Origin of the sequence: Chryseobacterium endalhagicum (assembly GCF_016745235.1) — a bacterium.
In the GTDB taxonomy this organism is placed as follows: domain Bacteria; phylum Bacteroidota; class Bacteroidia; order Flavobacteriales; family Weeksellaceae; genus Chryseobacterium; species Chryseobacterium endalhagicum.
Genome location: NZ_JAELVM010000002.1, coordinates 386,041 through 406,938 on the forward strand (window position 1 = coordinate 386,041; position 20,898 = coordinate 406,938).

Here is a 20,898-nt window from a genome sequence, read left to right on the forward strand (position 1 = left end):
TCCAGCTTTGACCGCGTTTTCCATTATGCTAAATTGACAAGTTTATCAAACAGCAATTTCATTCCTTTGGTTGCGGATTCTTTCATCACTACGGCTCTTTGTCCGTATCCGAATCCGGTTTCGTTGGGATTGATGACTACCAGCAGACAATCGTCTTTGATCTCGTGGATCAGTCCGGCAGCCGGATATACCTGCAGCGAAGTTCCGATTACCACCAGAATATCTGCCTCTTTTACTTTTTCTCTTGCCGTCTGGTACAGTGGAACATCTTCTCCAAACCATACGATAAAAGGTCTCAGCTGAGCCCCGTCTTCGGCTTTGTCTCCAATCCGGATATCACCTTTCTGCTCATAGATCAGATTTTTATTATTGCAGGAGCAGGATTTGAACAGTTCTCCATGAATGTGCAGGATATTTGTAGATCCGGCTCTTTCATGCAGATCGTCTATATTTTGGGTAATGATCTGAACATCGAAATGCTTTTCCAGTTCTGCCAGCAGCTGATGCGCTTCATTCGGATGTACATCGTGAAGCTGTTTTCTTCTCTGGTTGTAAAATTCCAGAACCAATCCTCTGTCTTTTCTCCATCCTTCCGGGCTGGCAACGTCTGTAATATTATGATTTTCCCAGAGACCATCTCCGTCTCTGAATGTTTTTATTCCGCTTTCGGCACTGATTCCGGCGCCGCTTAATATGGTTAGTTTTTTCATTGTTTATTTATAATTTCATTGTAATGAAAATCTTTATAAGGGTTATTAATTGTTACTTCTTCCCAATCATCACAAACAGTAATTATTGAATCAGCATATTTAATATATTCCTCATCATTTTTGGGATAAACATTTATTAATGATTTAACTTCTTCATTGTTAAAAATATATAAGCTGTTTTCTTTGATACAAAATTCTTCTCTAAATGCTAAAATAAATTCTTTTATTTTAGGTCCATCTATAGAACTTTTATAAAAAATATAATAAGATTCATGAAAAGCATTTTGGTGATGGTCAAGTATATCAAACTCAAACTTATTTACATCTAATTTTAATTTTCTTTTCGTTTCATTAATGAGTTTAAAATCCAATTTAAAATTTGAGGGAAATACTTCATAAAATCTTACATCCATATCTTTGAAAAGTCCATAAAAAGATTCTTTAATTGTTTCTGGAGTTTTAATTCCAAAATAAATCCCTGTAATTGCAGAGGGATGAAATTTTTTCATTCCATACTTATCAAAAATCAACCTTATTTCTTCTTCGTGTTTCCAAGTCGATTTTTTAGTGGCAAACATTTTTTTAATGAACCCATCCTGTAAGTTTATAAGATCATCGATGCCTAAAGTTGGAATATTATCTTTATAGTCAATTTCAAATTTATATTGAAAATCAAAGTTTTGACCTTTATCAATTAATTTATCTAAATCATACTCTATGCAATATCCTGAATAAGAACTTGCATAATAGGCCCATAATTGCTCATTCAAAAAATCTTTACTTAAGCAATAAACTCCAATTTCTTCCTTGAAATTTAAAACCTTTTTAAATTGATTTTCGAAATTATTTAATTCCTTATATGGAAATAGAATTTTCAGTTGATTTATAACTTGAGATATTTCTTCATTAAAATAAATATCAAATGGATCATTCAACATATTATAATTGGATGAATAAAAAGAGTTATTATTAATCGTTTCAAAATCTCTTTTAAAAACATTCTCTTCTATTGATCTGTATTTATAAACTTTCATGATAATTAGTTTTAAGTTTATTAAAAAATAATTTCTGCAAATGGCTTTATCATTTCTTCTTTCTTTGTCAAAACTGCAAATACCACTCTTTTAAATTTATTTTTATATTTCCCGTGAAGATATTTCTTGAATAAACCTGCAATCTCCTTTGGATCATTTCTAAAAACACCACAGCCCCACGCACCTAAAATCAATGTTTCATTTCCTTCATGTAATGCTAAAGCAAACATTTTATCCATTCTAATGTCCATTGCATCATATATTTCATCCGCTCTTTCCGGTTCCTGACGTTTGACAACTCCGGCATTTACTGCTGGTGAAGTAATAAAATTACAGAAAACCGGTTTCAATAATAATTCTCCTTTATCTTTTCTGAAGACAGGAACTTTCGGACTATAAATCATTGTGTCCGTGTAGAAACAGGATTCCATATCTCTATGAATTTTGTAATAGTCCCCGGCCTGGAGCTGCGTTTCATACAAAGCTGAAGTTCTTGCCAGGCTTTCTTCCTGAGCTTCTGCCCCATTGATAAAGCCTCCTCCAGGATTTTTGGCTGATGCGAAATTCAAACACATTATTTTATCCTGATTTTCTTCGTCAGCTAATTTTAGAATTGCTTTTAACGAACTGAAATTCCATACTTCGAATTCAGTTTCAAAATCGGCTTCTGGAAGTTCAGATTTTGATATTTCAGTCAGTTCTTCCGATGAAAACAAAACAGTCCCTTTCTTACAGGTTTCCAATTCCTTTTCTATTGATATTTTTTCGATCTCTTCGTTTATATAATATTTTTTGGCTAAGATTTCCAATGTATCTTTTGCCATTCCTTTATTTGTCATTAGTTTTATTTGTTTTATTCAAAATCATAAACATACACCGAAACATTATTTCGGAGTAATGTCTTTTCGATAATGGGTTCTATATTCTCCCACTTTCCTCCTGCCAATCCACAGCCAATTCTGGGCATATGTACTTCTGCATCAAGCCTTAAAGCTTCATAAGCCAGTTTTTCAAGGCATATTTCTAAGGCATCATATCGGATGGGCGGAACTCCGTTTGAACCGGTCCTAATTTTATGCTGCCCGATCATGTTGCAAACCCAGATATCAGATTCCACCTCAACGATCTGGATTTCTCCAAGATGAAAATTTTCATTGCTTTTAAACCATTCACGATATTCTTTTTCTGGTTGCTTCCATTTTTTAGAAATCGCTACTACAAATCCTTTTCCCCAGCCTCCCATATCGTTGCAGATGTGAGCAATAATTTTATTTTCTTTTGTTAAAGGATTTGTTGCGTCTCCTTTCAAATAGGTTATCTTTTTCATCTGTCCTTCAACTTTACAGCAAGGTTATTAATTTCAATATTTCCAGATTTTCTAAAATCTTTTCCTACAAAAACTTTAATCACTTCAATATCTCCAACAATCGCATCATTAAAACGCTCTAATTCTTCAGATGGAATCCATAGTTCATTATGATTTCGGGCGCCAACATTCTGCTCCGGATATTGATTTACAACTTCTTCCTTTACATTGAACTTAGTCACAAATCCCAGGTAATTTCCGGCCTCGTCTCTGGTGTTCCATTTTTCTGCAATTTCTGAGGCGTAGTTTTCATCCAATACCGGGTAAAAAATAGGCTGCCATTCCAATCTTGGCGGAAATTTTTTATATCCGCTTTCAATAATCAGAATCATTTCCTTTTCTCCAACAGGTCTGAATAAAGTTTTTGTATTCATCATTTTAATTCTTTTCAGCTTTCATTTTATCCCTAAATATAAAGCCAATATTTGGTTTAAAAAATTTGTTTAAAGTCTTTTGAATATGGGGAATAAGATCCGTAAACTTTATCAAATTTTGTTTTTAAATGTTCTGTTTTAAAGGTCTCATCAGTCTGATCCAGACATGTAACCACGAGGTTCTTTTGAGTAGCTGAAACATAGGCTCCATCCAAAAGAAGGGCATAATTCAACAGATCATAATCAAGATCTCCAAACCGGAGTTCTTTCTGATATTCATTAAAAACACAGGTCTCCTCTTCATTGTTTTTCAGCTTCAGAGCCTTTTCATTGCTCATCCAGCCGCTTCCGTGGCGCGTGGAGTACATTCTGGTCACATAATACATTTCAATATCCTCTATTTTCAGCATTCTGCAGATTTCGTAAGCATTTTTTGAGGTTGTATTCGCGTACGTTACATTCGGGAATATCCCGTGATCCATATCCAGCAGAATTCCCTGGCTTCCCTCGAAAATGAGGTTTTCAAATGAATTCAGATAGGTATAGTCTTCTATTTTCCAATCCATCTCGTCTACCGCGTTCAGAAAATCCGTTAGAGCTTCTTCTACCTGTTTTTCATCCATAAAGCCATAATAATACGCGATTCCTTTCAGTTTTTCGATCAGCATTCCTCTTGGCGCGATTAAATCGGCAGCAAACAGTTTATAAGGACTTTCGTGTCTTTTCATCGTGGCTCCGATGCCTTTTCCGCAGGTTCCGTGTTCCAGATTTCTTGCGTTCGTCCTGTTTTGCCATACATCAAATGGAGTGGTGACTTTGGCCAGGGGATGGATGAACAATTCCGTATTTCCATTTTTCTCCATTAGTTCCTTTCTCTCATTCAATAAAAATACGGGATGAATAGTGCAGTGTTCCGTAAAATAAGACGGCAGTCCCCGCAAAGCCCCACTTGCAAAACTGGAATGGACGTGTTTTTTATCCCCAATCATCACGGTATGTGCCGCCTGCTGCCCTCCGGAAAACCTGATGACCACAGATTCCGGGTTTTGATGCGCCAGGAAATCTGTTGTAATTCCCTTTCCTTCATCACCAAAACCCAGTCCTATAACTATCTGTGCCTTTTTCATGAATTAAAACATTTGAATATTGTCAAATCCTCTGCTCCCTGCTGTTCCTAAGGTTTTATTTTTATAGGTATTGCAGATAACGTTTTTAATTACTTCCGGAATTTCCCTGTGGTCTTTAATATTTAAACAATTTTGTCCCAGCAGTTCGATCCAGCCCATACTCGCTCTTTTTGCCTGATCTGAATGTAAAACGTTGATGTGATACACCTCATAACGCTTTTGTGCTTCCTCCAGTAAATCAAAGTGGCTGTATGTCCGTTCACCTTTCCCCATAATTTCCATGATTGCTGATGCAGGAAGTGTTCTCAGAAAAGGTTCATCGCCTACGGTAAACAGAATTCCTTTCTCATTTCTTTTCTCAAACGCATCTGTTCTGGTGTGAAAAGCGGCAAAATACCAGGCCAGAAGGTAGCTTTCGCCTGCATTTCCTCCGCCTCCGGATTCAATATAAGTGCGCGTAAGCCACATATCCAGTTCTTCGTCTCCGGATTCAAACTGTCCTACCTGCAAAGGATAACGGTCACATTCATGGTCTCCTATCCCGAGGAAGAGAAGAGCCGGATCCGGAACACCGCCCTGGATAATCCCGCCCATTAATTTAGGAAGCCCTTCTTTAATAAGTTCGTGAGGAATATGCCCCATACTGCCCGTTACATCCAATCCTAAAATAATGGGAACAGAGTTCGGATGTACCTCAGAGTCCCTGGATTCCCTGAAAGAAATTCCATTGGGATTCATGGATTCATGGGCCATCCCTTTTGCATTCTGGGTGAAAATCTCCCCTGCGGATTTGAAACCGTAACCTTCTTTTCTTGCTCTGTCAAAACGAGCGTCTATATCGTATCTTGTACTTCCCATAACTAAAATGTTTTACCGAATAAATATTCAAATCTCTTTACAGCGACTTCCAACTGAATATTCAGATTTCTGATTGTTAATGATAATTCTATGTCTTTCTGCACAAACGCTTCCGGCTGAAAATCTGCAAACGTAAGGCTGTTCCTGTCCAAAGGACTGATATCGATAAGCCCGTCCTGCTCTCTTTCCAGTCTCTTTATTTTAAGCTCGATGTCTTCTACCCTGCGCCTGTAGATCAACTCGGAATCTGCTCCGATGGTGCGGGCACGGTCTTCTCTGATCTGGTCATTGTTTCTTTGCAACGACTCGATAAATCTTGGTTTTAATCCGTCTTCCATCTTTTTTTATTTTAATGTTTGTGTTGTTTTTACGCTAATTAGAAATCACATAGCAATGCCTTTTCCTTTAAAGATTTACTTCCTGGAATACATCACATCGGTTCTTAAAACATATTTCAATCCGCTGATCAGGGTCTTTCCTTCATGCCTTAACGGATGATAAAATACGAGTGCAGAACCTTTTTTCGGAGCTACGGTGAATAAGTTTTCGAATTCTGTTTCTCCTCCTTCAAAATCGTCGTTCAGATAGATCAGAAAAGTGTAGAAACTTTTTTCATTTTCATTCCGGATATAGCTCCCGTCTCTGTGCATTTTAAAGCGCTGTCCCGGAGAATATTTATAAACCCTGAACATTTCATTAAAATCCTTTAGTTTATAATCTTCATGATGCAGAGGAAGAAATTCTGCTGCTTTATTGAAAAGATCTTCCGCCAGGTCATTATCAAAAACCATCAGACGGTCGTTATTTCTGATTCCTTTACTCATCAGCTGCTTTCCGTGCATATTGATTTTCGCTTCTTCAAATACTTTTCCCTGGGCCATCGCTATGTATTCATCGCAGGCATCCGGTGAAAGGAACTCTTCGATCAGAAATATCTGTGGGTGTAGTTCTGTCTTTTCCATGATTAGTATTGTGTTTGGTGATTGTGTTCTTACCTTCTTAATTCATCTCTTACTTCCATCAAAGCAAAGCCCAGCAGGTTTTCTCCATCCCATAAAAGAGGATTATGTGCCCGGGGATCAGATTCCAGCATACCAATTCCCCAGATTTTGTCATAAGGACTTGCCTCAACCAGGATCTTATCATTGGTTGCCAACAGAAATTCTTCAAATTTTGGATTTTGAGAAAACTTTAAAAGGTTAGCTTTCTTTACAATATCATATTTGTACTCATCCCAAAGTTTCGGATCAAAATTCTTCACTTTTCTTCCTAAACTTTTAGCATCATTAGGCGTTTCAGAGCATAAGACTTTTTCCAGAATCTCATCATCATTAAATAATCTGGCTTTTCCTGCCATCATATAATGTTCTGCTGTTTTATAAACAATTCCGTTTTCTTCAAATCTGATGGGAAACCATTGGCTGAAACATGATTTGGTGATCTCATCCTTTACCGTATGTCCCCAGAAGAACAGAAAATCAAGACTCTCTTTTCTCTGAAATTTTTCTATACTATTTTGTAATGTGTATTTCATGATTGTGTTATTCTTACACAAATGTAAAACAATATCATTTTACAGCCAAAATATATTTGCGTTATTTTAACACTAAATAATTAACTTATTGATTTTCAACTATAAAAAAAATGAATCTTTTGAAATTTATTTAAAACACAAATGACACTAATGTTTTCACAAATAGCACAAATTGATTAAAACTTAAATTTTAGTTTAATTTTTTGAATAGAATAATAATCGGGAAATCTGAGGCCCGAAGAGAGAAGTTATTGAAGTTCATAGAGAGAAATACTCCTTCAATAGGTTTCAAGGCATCTGTTTACTATTTAGCACCAATACTAACTCCCTTCCTCATTCTTCCCGCTTCCAGCATTTACTTAATTTCGAAATAGAAGCCTTCTTTTTCCAGCTCCTCATATTTTTCCTGATTGAAGGTAAAGAGTTTTCCGGGCCTGCCGCTGCCTTCTTTTTTTACATTATTGGTTTCGTTCAAAAGGTCGTAGCTCATGATTTTTTTACGGAAATTTCTACGGTCTATTTCGCGGCCTACAATGGTTCTGTACAAATTCTCAAGGTCTGAAAAAGGAAATTCTTCGTTAAGGAGATTAAAACCAATCGGCTGATACTGGATCTTGGTACGAAGTCTGTTTAACGCAATATCGATAATATTTTTATGGTCAAAAGCTAATGACGGCAGCTTATTTACACTGAACCATTGTGCATCTTCGGCATCAGAGTCGGCAAAGAGTTCATGATAGGAAGGGTTCACAAGGCCCAGATAAGCCACAGAAACCACTCTGTTTCGTGGATCACGGCCTACGTTACCAAAAGTGTAGAGTTGTTCCAAAAAATCAGGCTTTATGCCCGCCTCTTCATGAAGTTCTCTTTTCACGGCATCATCCAGGTTTTCGTCATCCAGCACAAGGCCTCCCGGAAGGGCCCAGCCTCCTTTGAACGGATCAATCTTTCTTTTGATTAAAAGAAGCTGAAGATCCTGCTTATCAAAGTAGCCGAAAATAACGGCATCTACGGCAACTTTTATATCCTGAATTTTTTTTGGAGACCCCATAATTTTAGTTTGCGTTACGAATACACAAAGGTACGGTTTATAAATGAAATCAAAAAAACAATTGAGTGCATAATAAAATTGACTAACTTTATTTCACATTAACCCACTTAAAATTAACTAATTATGAAAAATCTATTGCTATTATTCTCAATTGCTTTTCTGCTGACCGCTTGTGAAAAAGGAAAGCCTGCCGCAGAAAAAGAATCCGCTAAAACAGATTCAGCCACATGGCAGCCTGTAGATTCAGCCGCTGCAATGAAAGCCTGGATGGAATATGCCACTCCGGGAGAGCTGCACAAAACACTGGCAGCCTACGACGGAAACTGGACGGGAGCAACAACAACATGGATGGAAAATAACGGGAAACCTGTAACCAGCCAGTCTGAATGCACGAATAAAATGATCTTTGGAGGAAGATACCAGCACAGCACCTATAAAGGAAACTTCATGGGAATGCCATTCGAAGGGATGAGTATTATGGGGTACGATAATGCCAAGAAAAAATTTGTAAGCACCTGGATCGATAATATGGGGACTGGGATTATGCATGCGGAAGGAGACTGGAATCCATCTAAAAAATCCATTGAATTAAAAGGGAAAATGACTGATCCGGCAAGACCCGGCAAAGACTGTGATTTCCGTGAAGTGTATACTTTCACTGATGCCAATAATCACGTGATGGAAATGTACGGCCCAGATTCCAAAACAGGTAAGGAATATAAAACGATGGAAATAAAGTTCACGAAAAAGAAATAAAACAAGTGAAATCACCACGTCAGAAACAGTGGTTTTCCTTATCATTTTCATGACGGATATGCTCAACTTTGGGATAAGAAATAAAAAATTATACCATCATGAAAACATTATTAAGAGCCTTTATTGTGGTCATTATCATCATAGGAGGAGTTTTGATCATCGTCGTGGGAAAAAAACCATTCCCTGAACCTGAATGCATCGTATGCGGGATCAATCTGATAAGAACACTGGGAATTGCTGAAGTGGTTCTCGGCCTCGGAGCCCTGGTGATCCAGGCTAATCTGACGGAGAAGCAGCGTAATTTCTGAAAAATAAAAGACCGGTAAAATTACCGGTCTTTTTTATATTAATCGTTTAGTTTCAATACTGCCATGAATGCAGACTGAGGGACTTCTACCCTTCCGATCTGCTTCATTTTTTTCTTACCTTCTTTCTGCTTTTCAAGAAGCTTACGTTTTCTGGAGATATCTCCTCCGTAACATTTTGCGGTAACGTCTTTTCTTAATGCTTTGATGGTTTCTCTGGCGATCACTTTCGCTCCCAATGCTGCCTGAACTGCGATATCAAACTGCTGTCTCGGGATCAGTTCACGAAGCTTTTCACACATTTTTTTACCGATATAATAGGCATTACTGTCGTGAATCAATGAGGAAAGGGCATCTACCATATCCCCGTTGATCAGGATGTCCATTTTAACCAATTTGGAAGAACGCATTCCTATCGGAGAATAGTCGAATGACGCATATCCTTTAGAAATAGATTTCAGACGGTCGTAGAAGTCAAAAACAACTTCAGCCAAAGGCATATTGAATGTTAATTCCACTCTGTCTGCCGTTAAATAGCTCTGGTTAACAATCTCCCCTCTTTTTTCAATACAAAGTGTCATTACAGCACCCACGAAATCGGATTTGGTAATGATGGAAGCTTTTATATAAGGTTCTTCAACTCTATCCAAAAGATTGGGATCAATCATTTCTGACGGGTTGTTGATCAAAATTGCAGTTTCAGGATCTTTTTTAGAATATCCATGGTATGAAACGTTGGGAACCGTAGTAATAACGTTCATATCAAATTCTCTTTCAAGACGTTCCTGTACGATTTCCATGTGAAGCATTCCCAGGAATCCGCAACGGAATCCAAAACCAAGTGCTGCAGAACTTTCCGGCTCGAAAACCAGAGAAGCGTCATTCAGTCTTAATTTCTCCAATGAAAATCTCAGTTCTTCAAAATCTTCGGATTCAATAGGATAAATTCCGGCAAAAACCATTGGTTTTACTTCTTCAAAACCGTCGATAGCAGCCGCAGCAGGATTCACAAAAGAGGTAATGGTATCTCCTACTTTTACTTCTCTTGCATCTTTAATCCCTGAAATAATATATCCTACATCACCACACTCAATGGTCTTTTTCGGAACCTGTTTTAGTTTCAGTGTTCCTACTTCATCAGCACCATATTCTTTTCCTGTCGCGAAAAATTTAATTTTCTCGTTTTTAGAAATACTTCCGTTTACGACTTTGAAATAGGCTTCAATCCCTCTGAACGGGTTGTAAACAGAGTCAAAGATCAATGCCTGCAAAGGAGCAGTGGGATCTCCTACCGGAGCAGGAATTCTATTCACAATCTGCTCAAGCAAATCATGAACCCCCTCACCTGTTTTTCCTGAAACTCTAAGAACATCTTCATATTTGCATCCTAAAAGTCCCATGATCTCGTCGGTAACTTCTTCAGGATTTGCTGATGGAAGATCTATTTTATTCAGAATTGGAATAATTTCCAAATCGTTTTCTAATGCCAGATAAAGGTTACTGATGGTCTGTGCCTGGATACTCTGTGCTGCATCTACAATAAGAAGCGCACCTTCACAGGCAGCAATGGAACGGGAAACTTCGTAAGAAAAGTCTACGTGTCCCGGGGTATCAATAAGGTTTAAGATATATTTTTCTCCTTTATACTCATAATCCATCTGGATCGCGTGAGACTTGATGGTAATCCCACGTTCTTTCTCCAAATCCATATCATCCAGGGTCTGAGACTGCAGTTCTCTTTGAGTAACAGTGTTGGTATACTCCAAAAGACGGTCTGCCAAAGTACTTTTACCGTGGTCAATATGAGCGATTATGCAAAAATTTCGTATGTTTTTCATTTAAGAACGTTGTAATTTGCAAAGATAAAAAAAAGCGAGACAATATCTCTGTTTAATTTTCAGGAGGGAATTTATTTTTCAAAGACATAAGCCCCTGTTAAAGAGTCTATATAAACATTGGATTCCAGATTGGATTTAAAACCAATTCCATGCATAGCTCCGGCATTGGAATTGGATCCGGATTCGATGGCGGCTCCAATCAGTGCCCCCACAATTCCTCCGGCTACTGCTCCTATAAAAACGCCTCCGGTTTTAGCTTCCGCAAACAGATTTGCTCTGGAAGTATACATATAAAACCCTATTGCATCTTTCTGGAGGACTTCAAAACCAACGGGTGTAAGCTTATAAACCTTTCCTTCCTCTACATAGCAGTACATGTCGGATAAAGGCGCCTGAAGATCTCCCTTCATCAATCTCACAACTTTTCCTTTTTTATTTTTTTCAATAGAATAACCGGAATTTGGCCTCTGATTAAGAAATTCTTTAAAATTGGTATAGACCCCATCTTTAAGCTCAGGATTAAGAAATACTTTGAAATTATTTCTCAGATATTCATCATAATTATTAATTTCATTTTCAGGAATAAATGATCCGGAAACCACACCGGAATAAGAGTTTTTAATGAGCTCAGTCATAATATCTGAAATCACCGTAGCCAGAAATCTTTGGGCATGGGCCGTTCTTTTGGGATCGCAGACAATAACATTGCTAAAACGATTAATAAAATAATATCTGTCACTTCTTTTCAGAAAAGTGCTCATTTTTATTTTTGCTTTGGCATAAGGATACTGTTTATTTTCGTCCTGTTCATCATATATTTTTAATTCTTCCAACATCAGAACAACATCCATATTCCCTAATTTCTTATTGTCCTCCAAAAACCGGTTTTCAAAATACGTTTTCAAATCCTCAGCCTCAAATTTTATTTCAGCAGTTTCTTTTTTATCGGCAATTGTACCAATTATTTTATCTGCCCTGTTGTCTATTAAGGTTAATGATCTGGCAAGCCCATTCCTGTCTTTAATACTTTGGTTCAGCCTGATAAGTTCTGTTCTCTGGGCAAAGCATAAAACTGAAAACATTAAAAATAAAAGTGTTTTTTTCATCATTGAGATTTTCGCAAAACTAAGCATTCATTTTAAAACTAAACGGCTCTCACAAACAATTGTCTGTAAGAGCCGTCCAACATTAAAAAAATAAACTATTATGGGTTCTGTTTGGGTTTTGCCATGCCGCTATTGTGACTGTGAGGCTTTCTTTCATTCATCTTATCCCTCATCATCCCCTCCGTGTGGAATAGCTTTAATACTTTCTGGCATGGAATCACCTGCTGCATTTTATCAGCATATTTCTTTCTGTTATCCAACAATTTCTGTCCCAATTCAAAACTCTGCTGAAGTTTAGCTTTAGCTTCATCATCAGACAATGTCTCAGGGTTAAAATCCGAGCTGGATTTAAACTGATTCATGATTTGTTTCTGGCTGTCCAGATACTCGTTATAGACCTCTATGAATTCTTTTTTATCACTGGTATCTATATCGAGGTTTTCGATCACCATATTATTCCTGAAATTCTTAAGAAGCTCTTTTCTTTCTTCAGGAGAAAGGTTATTGATCACTTCTTTTCTCTGCTTAGGATCCATCTTTTTCCAGTCGTAATCAGTAATCTGCGTGTTTTGTGCATTCAAACCAAAACCGTAAATAATAAAAAGCGTAAATAATATCTTTTTCATTTTCTTTTAATTATATAGATCCAAATAAACATCCTGCGTAGAATTGCTTGCTAATTCTGCTATTTCCGAATTAGAAAACGAATCCAGATATTCATTCATTTTAGTTTCTTCTTTTTTAGCGGTCGTTTTTACCGGCTGTGCATTTACCGTTTTTTTACTCTCGTTATCCGGAGTATATGAAACGGTTTTACTGTTTTGATCTGCAACTGTTTGATTGTTTATTTCAACCGAAGTTAAATCTGCTTCCAGGGTTTCGTAAGCACGCTGGCTTTCTGTTTTGGGCTCCTGTCCTTTCGCGGCATAAGCTTTGGAATTCAACACATCTTTTGCCGGATCGTTATCAGAATTAAAAACATATGTTGCTCCGAATATCAAAGCCAGTGATGCCGCAGCGGCATACATCCAATTCAGTTTGAAAATGGGTGCTTTTTTATTCGCTTTCACTTCGTTCATTACATTGTTCTGGATATTCTGGAACAAATCATCCGGAACTTTGTAAATATTCTTGCGTTCTAGTTTTTCTAGGTCGAACTCTTTCATCTCTGTTGGGTCAAAAAATTATCTCTCGTAATTTTCTTTAATAAATTCTTCTATTTTTTGTTTGGCATAATGATAATTGGTCTTTAAAGTCCCTACAGACATATCTACAATTTTAGATATCTCTTCATAGGGCAGATCATCATAATACCGCATCATAAATACCAGTTTCTGCTTTTCGGGCAGGCTTTGTATGGCGTTCTGGAGCAGCAGCTGTATTTCTTCTGCATCTCCCTCTGTATTGTCGGCCACCAGGTTCTGCATATAATACTCCGGATCTTCATCCGTTTTCTGCATTTTCTTCATCTTGTTTACCTGCTGCAATGCTTCGTTGGTAGCAATCCTGTACAACCAGGTGTACAGCTGGCTGTCATTTTTGAACTGGTGAAAATTCTGATAGGCTTTAATAAAAGTCTCCTGCAGCGTGTCCTGAGCCAAATCTCCATCTACAATAATTCTCCTGATATGCCAGTACAATCTGCTTTGATAAGCATCCATCAAGGCACGGACACCTTTTTCCTGGGTCCGTGGATTCTGCATCAACGAAATAATTTCCGCGTCCTTAATCTTCATAAGATGCTTTCACTGTTTTGGATTACAAAAATAGCCGAAAGTTAAATTACTTATTCAATTTTCAGTCCAAATATTTAAAATAATATCAGATCGTTATGCGGTGAGCCTTAAGGACAAGGCTATAAAGGCGTTCGTGATAAAACTTCCGGCTTCCTGTTTTTCGGCTTCCTTTAAAATCTTATCTTTGTTAGATGCAAATTGTAATTATAGGTTCCGGAAATGTAGCTTACCATATGGCAAAAGTTTTCAGTCTGAAAAAAATTCCGCTGATGCAGATTTTCGGAAGGAACGGTGAAGAATTGAAGAAAATTTCTGAAGAACTGCATATTCCTTATTCTACGGAACAGCTGGCTGATGCAGATGTGTACATCATTTGTGTAAGTGATAATTCTGTAGAAGGTGTTTCCAAAATGATCACAAAAAAAGACTGTCTGGTTGCCCATACTTCGGGATCTCTTCCCAAAGAAATCCTGGCAGGGGAGTACAGAAAATCAAGCTTTTATCCTTTACAGACTTTTTCTAAATCAAAAAAGCTGGAGTACGAAAAAATCCCGTTCTTCATTGAAACCGAAACAGAGACCGATAAAAAAATCCTTTTCGATCTGGCTTCCCGGATTTCAGAACATGTTATGGAAAGTGATCATGAAAAGAGAAAATACATTCACCTTACGGCTGTTTTTGCCTGCAATTTTGTGAACCATCTTTTTGCGAGGGCTAAAGAAATCTCGGATTCGCAGGAAATTCCTTTTGATTATTTTCTCCCTTTGATCGATGAAACGGTGAAAAAGATTTATGAAATTGAACCTAAAGCAGCGCAAACCGGACCGGCAGTAAGAAATGACGTAAGGGTGCTGGAATTACACGAGAAATTGCTAAAAGACGAGAGTCTTGACATTTATAAGACAATGAATCATTCTATTCAGAAAATGTATGAGCTATAAAGAGAAATTAAAAGATATTAAGGCGTTTGTATTTGATGTAGACGGGGTTTTTACTGACGGAAGTGTTTATCTGATGCCTGGCGGAAATATGTGCAGGGTCATGAATGTCCTGGATGGCTATGCCGTTGTTAAAGCTTTAAAAAACAATTATTTAATCGGGGTCATTACCGGCGGAAACGATGAAATGGTAAAACACAGGATCAATTATCTTGGAATAGAGGATTACTACCCGAAATCGCACAACAAAATGACTGATTTTGAAGATTTTAAAAAGAAATACAATCTTAAAAACGAAGAAATTCTGACCATGGGAGATGATCTTCCTGATATCCACATCATGGAAAACTCTGCTATTGCCGCCTGTCCGGAAAATGCGGTTCCTGAAGTCAAGGGAATATCTGACTATATTTCCACAAAAAAAGGAGGCAGTGGTGCTGTGCGTGATGTCATAGAGCAGGTGATGAAAGTTCAGGGGAACTGGCATGATGATAATACCCAATCTGTATAAAACGGTTTATGAAATTACTTTTAGCATCCCAGTCACCGAGAAGAAAAGAGCTTCTGACCAGTTTAGGTTTTGATTTTAATGTGGTCAAAATAGACTGTGAAGAAATTCTTCCTGAAAATATCAAAATTGAAGAAGCTGCAGCTTATCTGTCAGAATTAAAGGCAGACGCGTTCAGGGAATTAACCGATGATGAAGTCCTCCTGACCGCAGATACTGTGGTTGCGATAGATCATCAGATCCTTGGAAAACCCGGGGATGAGAACGAAGCCAGAGCTATGCTTAAAACATTGTCGGGGAAAACGCATCAGGTGTATACGGGAATTACTATAAAATCCGTTGATAAATCCTATACGGAAACCGATGTGGCAGACGTAGAATTCGATGAAATTACAGATGATGAAATAGAATATTATATTCAACACTACAAACCTTTCGATAAAGCAGGCAGCTATGGCATCCAGGAATGGCTGGGTATGGCCAAGATCAGGAAGATGAGTGGAAGTTTTTACACCATCATGGGGCTTCCTACCCATTTGGTTTACAAAATTTTGAACGAAATATAAATATTATTCATTATAAAATTTTATTATTTTTACAAAATCATCAACTGCTGATAATAAAAAGCAGATAAGAGAGTTATATTGAATAATGAAAAAGAATATTTTATTCCTTTTAATCATGTGTATCGTTGCTTCCTGTGCTACCAAAGTAAAGAAGCCGGAGCAGCGTTCCAAGTTCCTGAAAGGATTTAACACCTACTATAATACCCTTTTTAATGCAAAAGATGCGTTAAACAGTGAATTTACGAGCAGAGACAAGGGACATAAGGACAATTTCTATGCGCCTTATATTCCTATCCTCACCTTTGAAGATCAGCCTTTGGGAAGTGATCTGGGGCAGTCTGCCGCTTTCGCTGAAAACTCTATGAAAATGGCTGAAGTAAACAAGCCTACCGGAAGAGGAATTCCTGGAATGCCGCCCGGAACGCCTGGTGGTGAGGGAACGCCCGGCGCGCCAGATGATCTTCAGAATAAAGGAGCGACGACTTTAGAAATCGCGGAAGCAAAAGCTCAAAAAGCGATCAACAAATACTCTGTGATCAGAAGCGGGGAAGAAAAGAATAAAAAGATCTTTGATGCCTATATGATCCTTGTACAGTCCAGGATTTATCAGAATAAAGCGGTACAGGCTCTGGATGCCCTGAACTATGTTTTCACGCATATGAAGGAAGATAAAAGGCTTCCATTGGCAAGAATTTATCAAGGGGTAGCTTATGCGAAGATCAATGATTTTCATAAGGCCAACGAAACTTTCGCCAAACTACAGGGAGAAAAGATCAATAAAACCTACGCCAAACTCCTGAGTATTTATCATGCCGAAGCACTTTTGGATGCCGGAAAATTACAGGAAGCAGAAACTGAACTGGACAGAGCGTTTGAACTGAATTCGAACAGAAAACTGAAAAGCAGAATCGCTTATCTGAGAGGACAGGTTTCTGAAAATCTGGGGCAGAATGAAAAGGCCCGAGAAAGCTTTACACAGGCTTATAAATATGCCAATGACTTTGAATTTGAGGTAAAATCGCAGATCGCCATTGCTAAAACATTCAACGGAAAAGGAGATTATAACGGCGCTAAAAATTATCTGGAAGGAATCAGTAAAAAAGGAACTTACACATCCAGAAAGAATGAATTTTATTATGCTCTTGGACTGATGGCGAACAAAGCAGGGAAAAAAGATGAAGCCCAGCAGTTCTTCAAAAAATCCCTGTTTGAGAAGGTTTCTGATCCGCAGGTGAGAGGTCTTACTTACTACGAAATAGGGAAGAGCTACCTGGAAAAAAATGATTATATCGGGGCAGGAACTTACTATGATTCCGCACTTACCGTTATGACTTATGAGCCTTCCAAGGTCCTTTTAAAAGACCAGTCCGAATACATCAAAAAGATCTCAAAAAATTATTACCTGATCAAAAAAAATGACAGTATTCTTTCTCTGGCGAAGATGAGCGATGCTCAGAAAACCGACTTTTTCACCAAATACATTGCGAAACTGAAAGCCAAAGAAGAAAAAGAAGAGCAGGAGAGAATCCGTGCAGAAAGAAGCAAAGGCTTTGACACCGGAGATTACAACGCGAATTCAATATTTGCCAATAATGCCAATTCTTTTGAAGATTTCGGGGTGACTACGAAAGGTTTTTATTTCAGCAATACCGGAACAATAAGCAAAGGAACTTCTTCATTTAAGCAGATCTGGGGCGACAGAGCATTGGCCGATAACTGGCGTTATTCCAAGAAAATGGCTTCCATTGAAGATATGAAAAATGAAGCATTAGGCGTAACTTCAGCACCCAACCCAAGACGTTTTGAACCGACCTTCTATATTGAGCAGATCCCTACAGATCAGGCAAAACTGGGCCAGTTGAAGAAAGACAGAGATACCGCTTCTCTAGGTTTGGGGGTAATGTATCAGAATTACTTTACAAATACTCCTTTAGCGACAAAAACCCTATATGACCTTGTAGATGTAAAACCTGAGGAAAAAGTAATGCTTCAGGCTCTGTATGAAATATTTGCAATGAATTATCTGAAGAATCCGCAGGCTTCGGAAAGAGCCAAACAGATTCTTCTGACGGATTATCCTTATACCTCGTATGCAGAATTTGCAAGAAATCCTAAGAACAATTCATTCGTAAAATCATCTGAGGATGTAGAAAACGAATACAAAAAAGCATACGCCCTGTATGAATCCGAGAAATTCGGGGAGAGCAGGGATATTATAGACCAGACGGTTCAGAAGTTTCCTAAAGACGCACTAATTCCTAAATTCCATTTGCTGAATGCTTTTAATACGGGAAAAACAAGCGGAAAAGAAGTCATGATCCTTCAACTTGAACAGATCGCACTGAATTATTCCAAAACCCCTGAAGGCATCAAGGCCAAAGAAATGCTGAACTACCTGAAAAGTGAACTTTCATTCCAGGCCACAGACAATAAAGGAAATGCCGTTCCCCAACAGCCGGGAGCGCCTGTACAGCCCGTACAGAACCAAAATAACGGTATTCCCCAGAACCCGCCTGTAAATGATAAAAACAATCAGCTGCAGCAGTTCATTCAGGATGCACAGCCTGATAAAAAATCGGATAGCAAACAGAAGAGGCTGGAAAAACCGAAACAAAGAATTCCTGACGCTCCTGAACCGTCTAAATAAAATAAAAAAGCGAAGATTATTCTTCGCTTTTCTTTTTCTTTACTCCGTGGAAATCCTTGAGATAAAATGGTTCAAAATAGGCAATGTCTTCAAAATCTTTCTGACCTATCTTTTCAACCGTTTTTTTGATCAGGTATTGGGCAGAAGGGTAGATATCATCCCTGAAATCTGCATCAGGAAGGCTCAGAATCTCCTTTGCTTTCTTCGCTCCGTCTCCCACAAAAATTACTTTTTTATCTTTAAATTCTTCAAAAGAAGTTTCATCTAAAATTTTAGCCTCGGTGGCAGATAGTTCTTTTCCTGTATTTCCGTCGTAAACGGCCGTATAAACCTCCATTCTCCTCGCATCGATCAATGGCACTATAAAGTCGTAGTTCTTTCCCAGAAAAGGCTCTATCATGCTTTCCAGGGAATTCACAGCGGTAAGCGGTACTTTAAGGCCGTAGCAGAAACCTTTTGCGGATGCCGCTCCGATTCTCAGTCCGGTATAAGAACCCGGTCCTTTTCCTAATGAAACAGCCTCAATATCCTTCATGGTAAGGCCTGCCCCTTCCAATGCCCATTCTACATAGGTATGAAGACTTTCAGACTGTTTGTAGTTGTCTGAAACTTCTTCACAAAGGCATAAAAGCTTTTCATCATCTGAAACAGCTACAGAGCAGTTTTTGGAGGAGGTTTCCAGATATAATATTTTCATTTTCTTATTTTAAGCTAATCTGCAAAATCGCGGAAAGGCAAAATTGCTTTAAATTCATGCAAATTTATGGCTTTATTTCGACACTCTGCCTGCTCCAGAGTTTCCATCCGCTATTCTTTTTTATCCAGATCTCCAGCAAAGCCAGATTCATTTCAAAATCCTGGTTTTTATAGGTTCCCGCGACTTTTATTTTCCTTCTGATGCTGGCTGTATTTTTATATTTTTTGAATTCGGAAAGCTCTGTCTGATGAATATCCTTGTAGATCACCTTTTTGGATGAAAAATCTTTTTTGAAATCTTCAAAGTTCTGAACCCAGCCGTTGGAGTGCCCAAAAGACACATCCGGAGCCAGCATTTCAACGATCTTTTCATCATTCTGCTGTAAATAATGATCCAGAGTTTTAATACTTTCAAACAGCTTACCTTCTTTTTGAAAAGTCTCTGCATTCTGGGCATTCCAGAAAGTAAATGAAAGCAGCAGGAAGAAAAGGGATAGCTTTTTCACCTTATTTTCTGTAAATGGTTCTCGGCTCGCTCTGGGCACTCGGATAAATGGTCATATCTGAAACCATAACGTGCTTCGGAGCATTCACACAGTAAGCGATGGCATCTGCAATATCTTCCGCCTTCAAAGCATCATATCCGGCGTATACCGTAGCAGCTCTTTCACTGTCTCCTTTGAACCTTACCAGAGAGAAATCTGTTTCCACGGCACCGGGCTGGATATTGGTTACCTTGATCCCAAATTCTGTAAGCTCAAGGCGCATTCCGTCTGAAATTACATCAACTGCTTTTTTAGTTGCACAGTATACCGTTCCGTTGGCATAAGTTTGTCTTGCTGCCACTGAACTAATGTTTACAATATGTCCTGTATGACGGCCTTTCATGGATGGAATAATCATTTTGGATACATAGAGAAGTCCTTTTACATTTCCATCTATCATAGAATCCCAATCATCTGACTTTCCGGAAGAAAGAGGATCCAATCCGTGAGCATTCCCTGCATTATTGATTAAAACGTCGATATTCTTCCATTCTTCAGGAAGAGAATTGATGGCGCTCTCAACTTCTTCAAGATTCCTTACATCAAATATCAAACTAAATATTTCGGTATATTGAGAAAGCTCAGCTTTTAAAGATTCCAGAACTTCATTTCTTCTTCCACAGATGATTACCCTGTTTCCCTGTCTGGCTAAAAGTTCTGCTGTAGATTTTCCTATTCCGGACGTGGCTCCGGTGATGAGTATTGTTTTCATAATTTCTTTTTAATGTAGCAATGTATCAGTCTACCAATGTAACAATAACAAGATTCTGCATTTCAGCATTGTTATACTGGTACATTATCAAATTGGTACATTTTAATTAGTTTGCGTCTAAAGCTTCAAAAGCGTCGGTTATATGTTCAATAATCAACTTCTTTTTATCATCAGGAAGAACGGAGATAATATCAAATCTTACTTCATTATTCCTGTTAAACTCTTCAAGATAATGGTTGGCCGCGGAAACAATAGATTTGATCTTCGTTTTGGTAACGGCTTCCTGAGGCAGCATAAAAGCATCCGTAGAGCGGGCTTTTACTTCCACAACGATCAGCAGATTATCTTTTTCAGCAATAATATCGATCTCAGCTTTTTGAAAACGGAAGTTCCTGACTAAGATTGTATAGCCATTTTTCGATAGAAAATCTACCGCTAAATCTTCTGCTATTTTTCCAAAATCATTATGACCTGCCATTTTTTTGAGTTTA

26 protein-coding genes are annotated in these 20,898 nt (G+C 38.0%); 6 read left to right on the forward strand and 20 right to left on the reverse strand.

Annotated features, from left to right (window positions below; genetic code table 11):
• Positions 1-23 precede the first annotated feature (23 nt).
• From JET18_RS12000 to JET18_RS12050, 11 genes are all read right to left on the reverse strand, one after another.
• Entirely contained in the window at positions 24-710 is a 687-nt protein-coding gene (locus tag JET18_RS12000) for an SIR2 family NAD-dependent protein deacylase (protein ID WP_202091329.1), read from the reverse strand.
• Positions 707-1,744 carry a DUF2971 domain-containing protein gene (locus JET18_RS12005; protein ID WP_202091330.1) on the reverse strand — a complete coding sequence of 346 codons (1,038 nt, stop codon included), beginning with the start codon at positions 1,742-1,744 and terminating at the stop codon, positions 707-709. The genes JET18_RS12000 and JET18_RS12005 overlap by 4 nt, the downstream gene beginning before the upstream one ends.
• A gap of 20 nt (positions 1,745-1,764) precedes the next feature.
• Entirely contained in the window at positions 1,765-2,583 is an 819-nt protein-coding gene (locus tag JET18_RS12010; protein ID WP_202091331.1) for a TIGR02452 family protein, read from the reverse strand.
• A gap of 14 nt (positions 2,584-2,597) precedes the next feature.
• A complete protein-coding gene (locus tag JET18_RS12015) occupies positions 2,598-3,071 on the reverse strand; it encodes a macro domain-containing protein (protein ID WP_202091332.1) in 474 nt (157 codons plus the stop codon).
• Positions 3,068-3,487 carry an ADP-ribosylation/crystallin J1 gene (locus JET18_RS12020; RefSeq protein WP_228728542.1) on the reverse strand — a complete coding sequence of 140 codons (420 nt, stop codon included), beginning with the start codon at positions 3,485-3,487 and terminating at the stop codon, positions 3,068-3,070. The genes JET18_RS12015 and JET18_RS12020 overlap by 4 nt, the downstream gene beginning before the upstream one ends.
• Before the next feature lie 53 nt (positions 3,488-3,540).
• Positions 3,541-4,611, reverse strand: a complete 1,071-nt coding sequence (locus JET18_RS12025; RefSeq protein ID WP_202091333.1) for an adenylosuccinate synthetase — start codon at positions 4,609-4,611, stop codon at positions 3,541-3,543.
• Positions 4,612-4,614: 3 nt separating this feature from the next.
• Positions 4,615-5,469 (reverse strand): hypothetical protein, encoded by an 855-nt coding sequence (locus JET18_RS12030; protein WP_202091334.1) that lies wholly within the window; start codon positions 5,467-5,469, stop codon positions 4,615-4,617.
• Positions 5,470-5,471: 2 nt separating this feature from the next.
• Positions 5,472-5,807 carry a hypothetical protein gene (locus JET18_RS12035; protein WP_202091337.1) on the reverse strand — a complete coding sequence of 112 codons (336 nt, stop codon included), beginning with the start codon at positions 5,805-5,807 and terminating at the stop codon, positions 5,472-5,474.
• A gap of 75 nt (positions 5,808-5,882) precedes the next feature.
• Entirely contained in the window at positions 5,883-6,431 is a 549-nt protein-coding gene (locus JET18_RS12040) for a prolyl hydroxylase family protein (RefSeq protein ID WP_202091338.1), read from the reverse strand.
• Between the two features lie 29 nt (positions 6,432-6,460).
• A complete protein-coding gene (locus tag JET18_RS12045) occupies positions 6,461-7,003 on the reverse strand; it encodes an NADAR family protein (protein ID WP_202091339.1) in 543 nt (180 codons plus the stop codon).
• Positions 7,004-7,358: 355 nt separating this feature from the next.
• Positions 7,359-8,036: an NUDIX hydrolase gene (locus JET18_RS12050; RefSeq protein ID WP_202092560.1), complete on the reverse strand. Its 678-nt coding sequence runs from the start codon at positions 8,034-8,036 to the stop codon at positions 7,359-7,361.
• Between the two features lie 141 nt (positions 8,037-8,177).
• On the opposite strand from JET18_RS12050, the gene JET18_RS12055 reads away from it, so the two are divergent.
• Complete coding sequence (locus tag JET18_RS12055) at positions 8,178-8,810, forward strand: DUF1579 domain-containing protein (RefSeq protein WP_202091340.1); 633 nt, start codon at positions 8,178-8,180, stop codon at positions 8,808-8,810.
• 98 nt (positions 8,811-8,908) lie between these two features.
• Positions 8,909-9,118: a hypothetical protein gene (locus JET18_RS12060; protein WP_202091341.1), complete on the forward strand. Its 210-nt coding sequence runs from the start codon at positions 8,909-8,911 to the stop codon at positions 9,116-9,118.
• A 38-nt stretch (positions 9,119-9,156) separates the two neighbouring features.
• On the opposite strand, the gene lepA is transcribed toward JET18_RS12060, so the two are convergent.
• From lepA to JET18_RS12085, 5 genes are all read right to left on the reverse strand, one after another.
• Positions 9,157-10,953 (reverse strand): translation elongation factor 4, encoded by a 1,797-nt coding sequence (gene lepA, locus JET18_RS12065; RefSeq protein WP_202091343.1) that lies wholly within the window; start codon positions 10,951-10,953, stop codon positions 9,157-9,159.
• Positions 10,954-11,024: 71 nt separating this feature from the next.
• The gene (locus tag JET18_RS12070) at positions 11,025-12,062 is read right to left on the reverse strand and encodes a hypothetical protein (protein ID WP_202091345.1); all 1,038 of its coding nucleotides are present in this window, start codon (positions 12,060-12,062) and stop codon (positions 11,025-11,027) included.
• Between the two features lie 95 nt (positions 12,063-12,157).
• A complete protein-coding gene (locus JET18_RS12075; RefSeq protein ID WP_202091347.1) occupies positions 12,158-12,685 on the reverse strand; it encodes a hypothetical protein in 528 nt (175 codons plus the stop codon).
• Positions 12,686-12,691: 6 nt separating this feature from the next.
• The gene (locus JET18_RS12080) at positions 12,692-13,225 is read right to left on the reverse strand and encodes a hypothetical protein (protein ID WP_202091349.1); all 534 of its coding nucleotides are present in this window, start codon (positions 13,223-13,225) and stop codon (positions 12,692-12,694) included.
• Between the two features lie 18 nt (positions 13,226-13,243).
• Entirely contained in the window at positions 13,244-13,795 is a 552-nt protein-coding gene (locus tag JET18_RS12085) for an RNA polymerase sigma factor (protein WP_034724476.1), read from the reverse strand.
• Between the two features lie 191 nt (positions 13,796-13,986).
• Between JET18_RS12085 and JET18_RS12090 the strand changes: the two genes are divergently transcribed.
• The 4 genes from JET18_RS12090 (at position 13,987) to porW (ending at position 18,454) form a co-directional block, all read left to right on the forward strand.
• Entirely contained in the window at positions 13,987-14,736 is a 750-nt protein-coding gene (locus JET18_RS12090; protein ID WP_202091351.1) for a Rossmann-like and DUF2520 domain-containing protein, read from the forward strand.
• On the forward strand, positions 14,726-15,244 hold the full coding sequence (locus JET18_RS12095) for a KdsC family phosphatase (RefSeq protein WP_202091353.1): 519 nt from the start codon (positions 14,726-14,728) through the stop codon (positions 15,242-15,244). The genes JET18_RS12090 and JET18_RS12095 overlap by 11 nt, the downstream gene beginning before the upstream one ends.
• Positions 15,245-15,252: 8 nt before the next feature.
• Positions 15,253-15,807, forward strand: a complete 555-nt coding sequence (locus JET18_RS12100) for a Maf family protein (RefSeq protein ID WP_202091354.1) — start codon at positions 15,253-15,255, stop codon at positions 15,805-15,807.
• Positions 15,808-15,892: 85 nt separating this feature from the next.
• Positions 15,893-18,454 carry a type IX secretion system periplasmic lipoprotein PorW/SprE gene (gene porW, locus JET18_RS12105; protein ID WP_202091355.1) on the forward strand — a complete coding sequence of 854 codons (2,562 nt, stop codon included), beginning with the start codon at positions 15,893-15,895 and terminating at the stop codon, positions 18,452-18,454.
• A gap of 16 nt (positions 18,455-18,470) precedes the next feature.
• On the opposite strand, the gene tsaB is transcribed toward porW, so the two are convergent.
• From tsaB to JET18_RS12125, 4 genes are all read right to left on the reverse strand, one after another.
• Positions 18,471-19,151 (reverse strand): tRNA (adenosine(37)-N6)-threonylcarbamoyltransferase complex dimerization subunit type 1 TsaB, encoded by a 681-nt coding sequence (gene tsaB / locus JET18_RS12110; protein WP_202091356.1) that lies wholly within the window; start codon positions 19,149-19,151, stop codon positions 18,471-18,473.
• Between the two features lie 64 nt (positions 19,152-19,215).
• Entirely contained in the window at positions 19,216-19,656 is a 441-nt protein-coding gene (locus JET18_RS12115) for a nuclear transport factor 2 family protein (protein ID WP_202091357.1), read from the reverse strand.
• Position 19,657: 1 nt separating this feature from the next.
• Complete coding sequence (locus JET18_RS12120; RefSeq protein WP_202091358.1) at positions 19,658-20,407, reverse strand: SDR family NAD(P)-dependent oxidoreductase; 750 nt, start codon at positions 20,405-20,407, stop codon at positions 19,658-19,660.
• Positions 20,408-20,513: 106 nt separating this feature from the next.
• On the reverse strand, positions 20,514-20,885 hold the full coding sequence (locus tag JET18_RS12125; RefSeq protein ID WP_202091360.1) for a YraN family protein: 372 nt from the start codon (positions 20,883-20,885) through the stop codon (positions 20,514-20,516).
• Between the last annotated feature and the right edge of the window lie 13 nt (positions 20,886-20,898).

Excerpts from the sequence above, each read along its gene's own strand:
- JET18_RS12000 (WP_202091329.1), bottom strand. The coding sequence starts at position 710 with ATGAAAAAACTAACCATATTAAGCGGCGCCGGAATCAGTGCCGAAAGC.
- JET18_RS12005 (WP_202091330.1), bottom strand. The coding sequence starts at position 1,744 with ATGAAAGTTTATAAATACAGATCAATAGAAGAGAATGTTTTTAAAAGA.
- JET18_RS12010 (WP_202091331.1), bottom strand. The coding sequence starts at position 2,583 with ATGACAAATAAAGGAATGGCAAAAGATACATTGGAAATCTTAGCCAAA.
- JET18_RS12015 (WP_202091332.1), bottom strand. The coding sequence starts at position 3,071 with ATGAAAAAGATAACCTATTTGAAAGGAGACGCAACAAATCCTTTAACA.
- JET18_RS12020 (WP_228728542.1), bottom strand. The coding sequence starts at position 3,487 with ATGATGAATACAAAAACTTTATTCAGACCTGTTGGAGAAAAGGAAATG.
- JET18_RS12025 (WP_202091333.1), bottom strand. The coding sequence starts at position 4,611 with ATGAAAAAGGCACAGATAGTTATAGGACTGGGTTTTGGTGATGAAGGA.
- JET18_RS12030 (WP_202091334.1), bottom strand. The coding sequence starts at position 5,469 with ATGGGAAGTACAAGATACGATATAGACGCTCGTTTTGACAGAGCAAGA.
- JET18_RS12035 (WP_202091337.1), bottom strand. The coding sequence starts at position 5,807 with ATGGAAGACGGATTAAAACCAAGATTTATCGAGTCGTTGCAAAGAAAC.
- JET18_RS12040 (WP_202091338.1), bottom strand. The coding sequence starts at position 6,431 with ATGGAAAAGACAGAACTACACCCACAGATATTTCTGATCGAAGAGTTC.
- JET18_RS12045 (WP_202091339.1), bottom strand. The coding sequence starts at position 7,003 with ATGAAATACACATTACAAAATAGTATAGAAAAATTTCAGAGAAAAGAG.
- JET18_RS12055 (WP_202091340.1), top strand. The coding sequence starts at position 8,178 with ATGAAAAATCTATTGCTATTATTCTCAATTGCTTTTCTGCTGACCGCT.
- JET18_RS12060 (WP_202091341.1), top strand. The coding sequence starts at position 8,909 with ATGAAAACATTATTAAGAGCCTTTATTGTGGTCATTATCATCATAGGA.
- lepA (WP_202091343.1), bottom strand. The coding sequence starts at position 10,953 with ATGAAAAACATACGAAATTTTTGCATAATCGCTCATATTGACCACGGT.
- JET18_RS12070 (WP_202091345.1), bottom strand. The coding sequence starts at position 12,062 with ATGATGAAAAAAACACTTTTATTTTTAATGTTTTCAGTTTTATGCTTT.
- JET18_RS12075 (WP_202091347.1), bottom strand. The coding sequence starts at position 12,685 with ATGAAAAAGATATTATTTACGCTTTTTATTATTTACGGTTTTGGTTTG.
- JET18_RS12080 (WP_202091349.1), bottom strand. The coding sequence starts at position 13,225 with ATGAAAGAGTTCGACCTAGAAAAACTAGAACGCAAGAATATTTACAAA.
- JET18_RS12085 (WP_034724476.1), bottom strand. The coding sequence starts at position 13,795 with ATGAAGATTAAGGACGCGGAAATTATTTCGTTGATGCAGAATCCACGG.
- JET18_RS12090 (WP_202091351.1), top strand. The coding sequence starts at position 13,987 with ATGCAAATTGTAATTATAGGTTCCGGAAATGTAGCTTACCATATGGCA.
- JET18_RS12095 (WP_202091353.1), top strand. The coding sequence starts at position 14,726 with ATGAGCTATAAAGAGAAATTAAAAGATATTAAGGCGTTTGTATTTGAT.
- JET18_RS12100 (WP_202091354.1), top strand. The coding sequence starts at position 15,253 with ATGAAATTACTTTTAGCATCCCAGTCACCGAGAAGAAAAGAGCTTCTG.
- porW (WP_202091355.1), top strand. The coding sequence starts at position 15,893 with ATGAAAAAGAATATTTTATTCCTTTTAATCATGTGTATCGTTGCTTCC.
- tsaB (WP_202091356.1), bottom strand. The coding sequence starts at position 19,151 with ATGAAAATATTATATCTGGAAACCTCCTCCAAAAACTGCTCTGTAGCT.
- JET18_RS12120 (WP_202091358.1), bottom strand. The coding sequence starts at position 20,407 with ATGAAAACAATACTCATCACCGGAGCCACGTCCGGAATAGGAAAATCT.
- JET18_RS12125 (WP_202091360.1), bottom strand. The coding sequence starts at position 20,885 with ATGGCAGGTCATAATGATTTTGGAAAAATAGCAGAAGATTTAGCGGTA.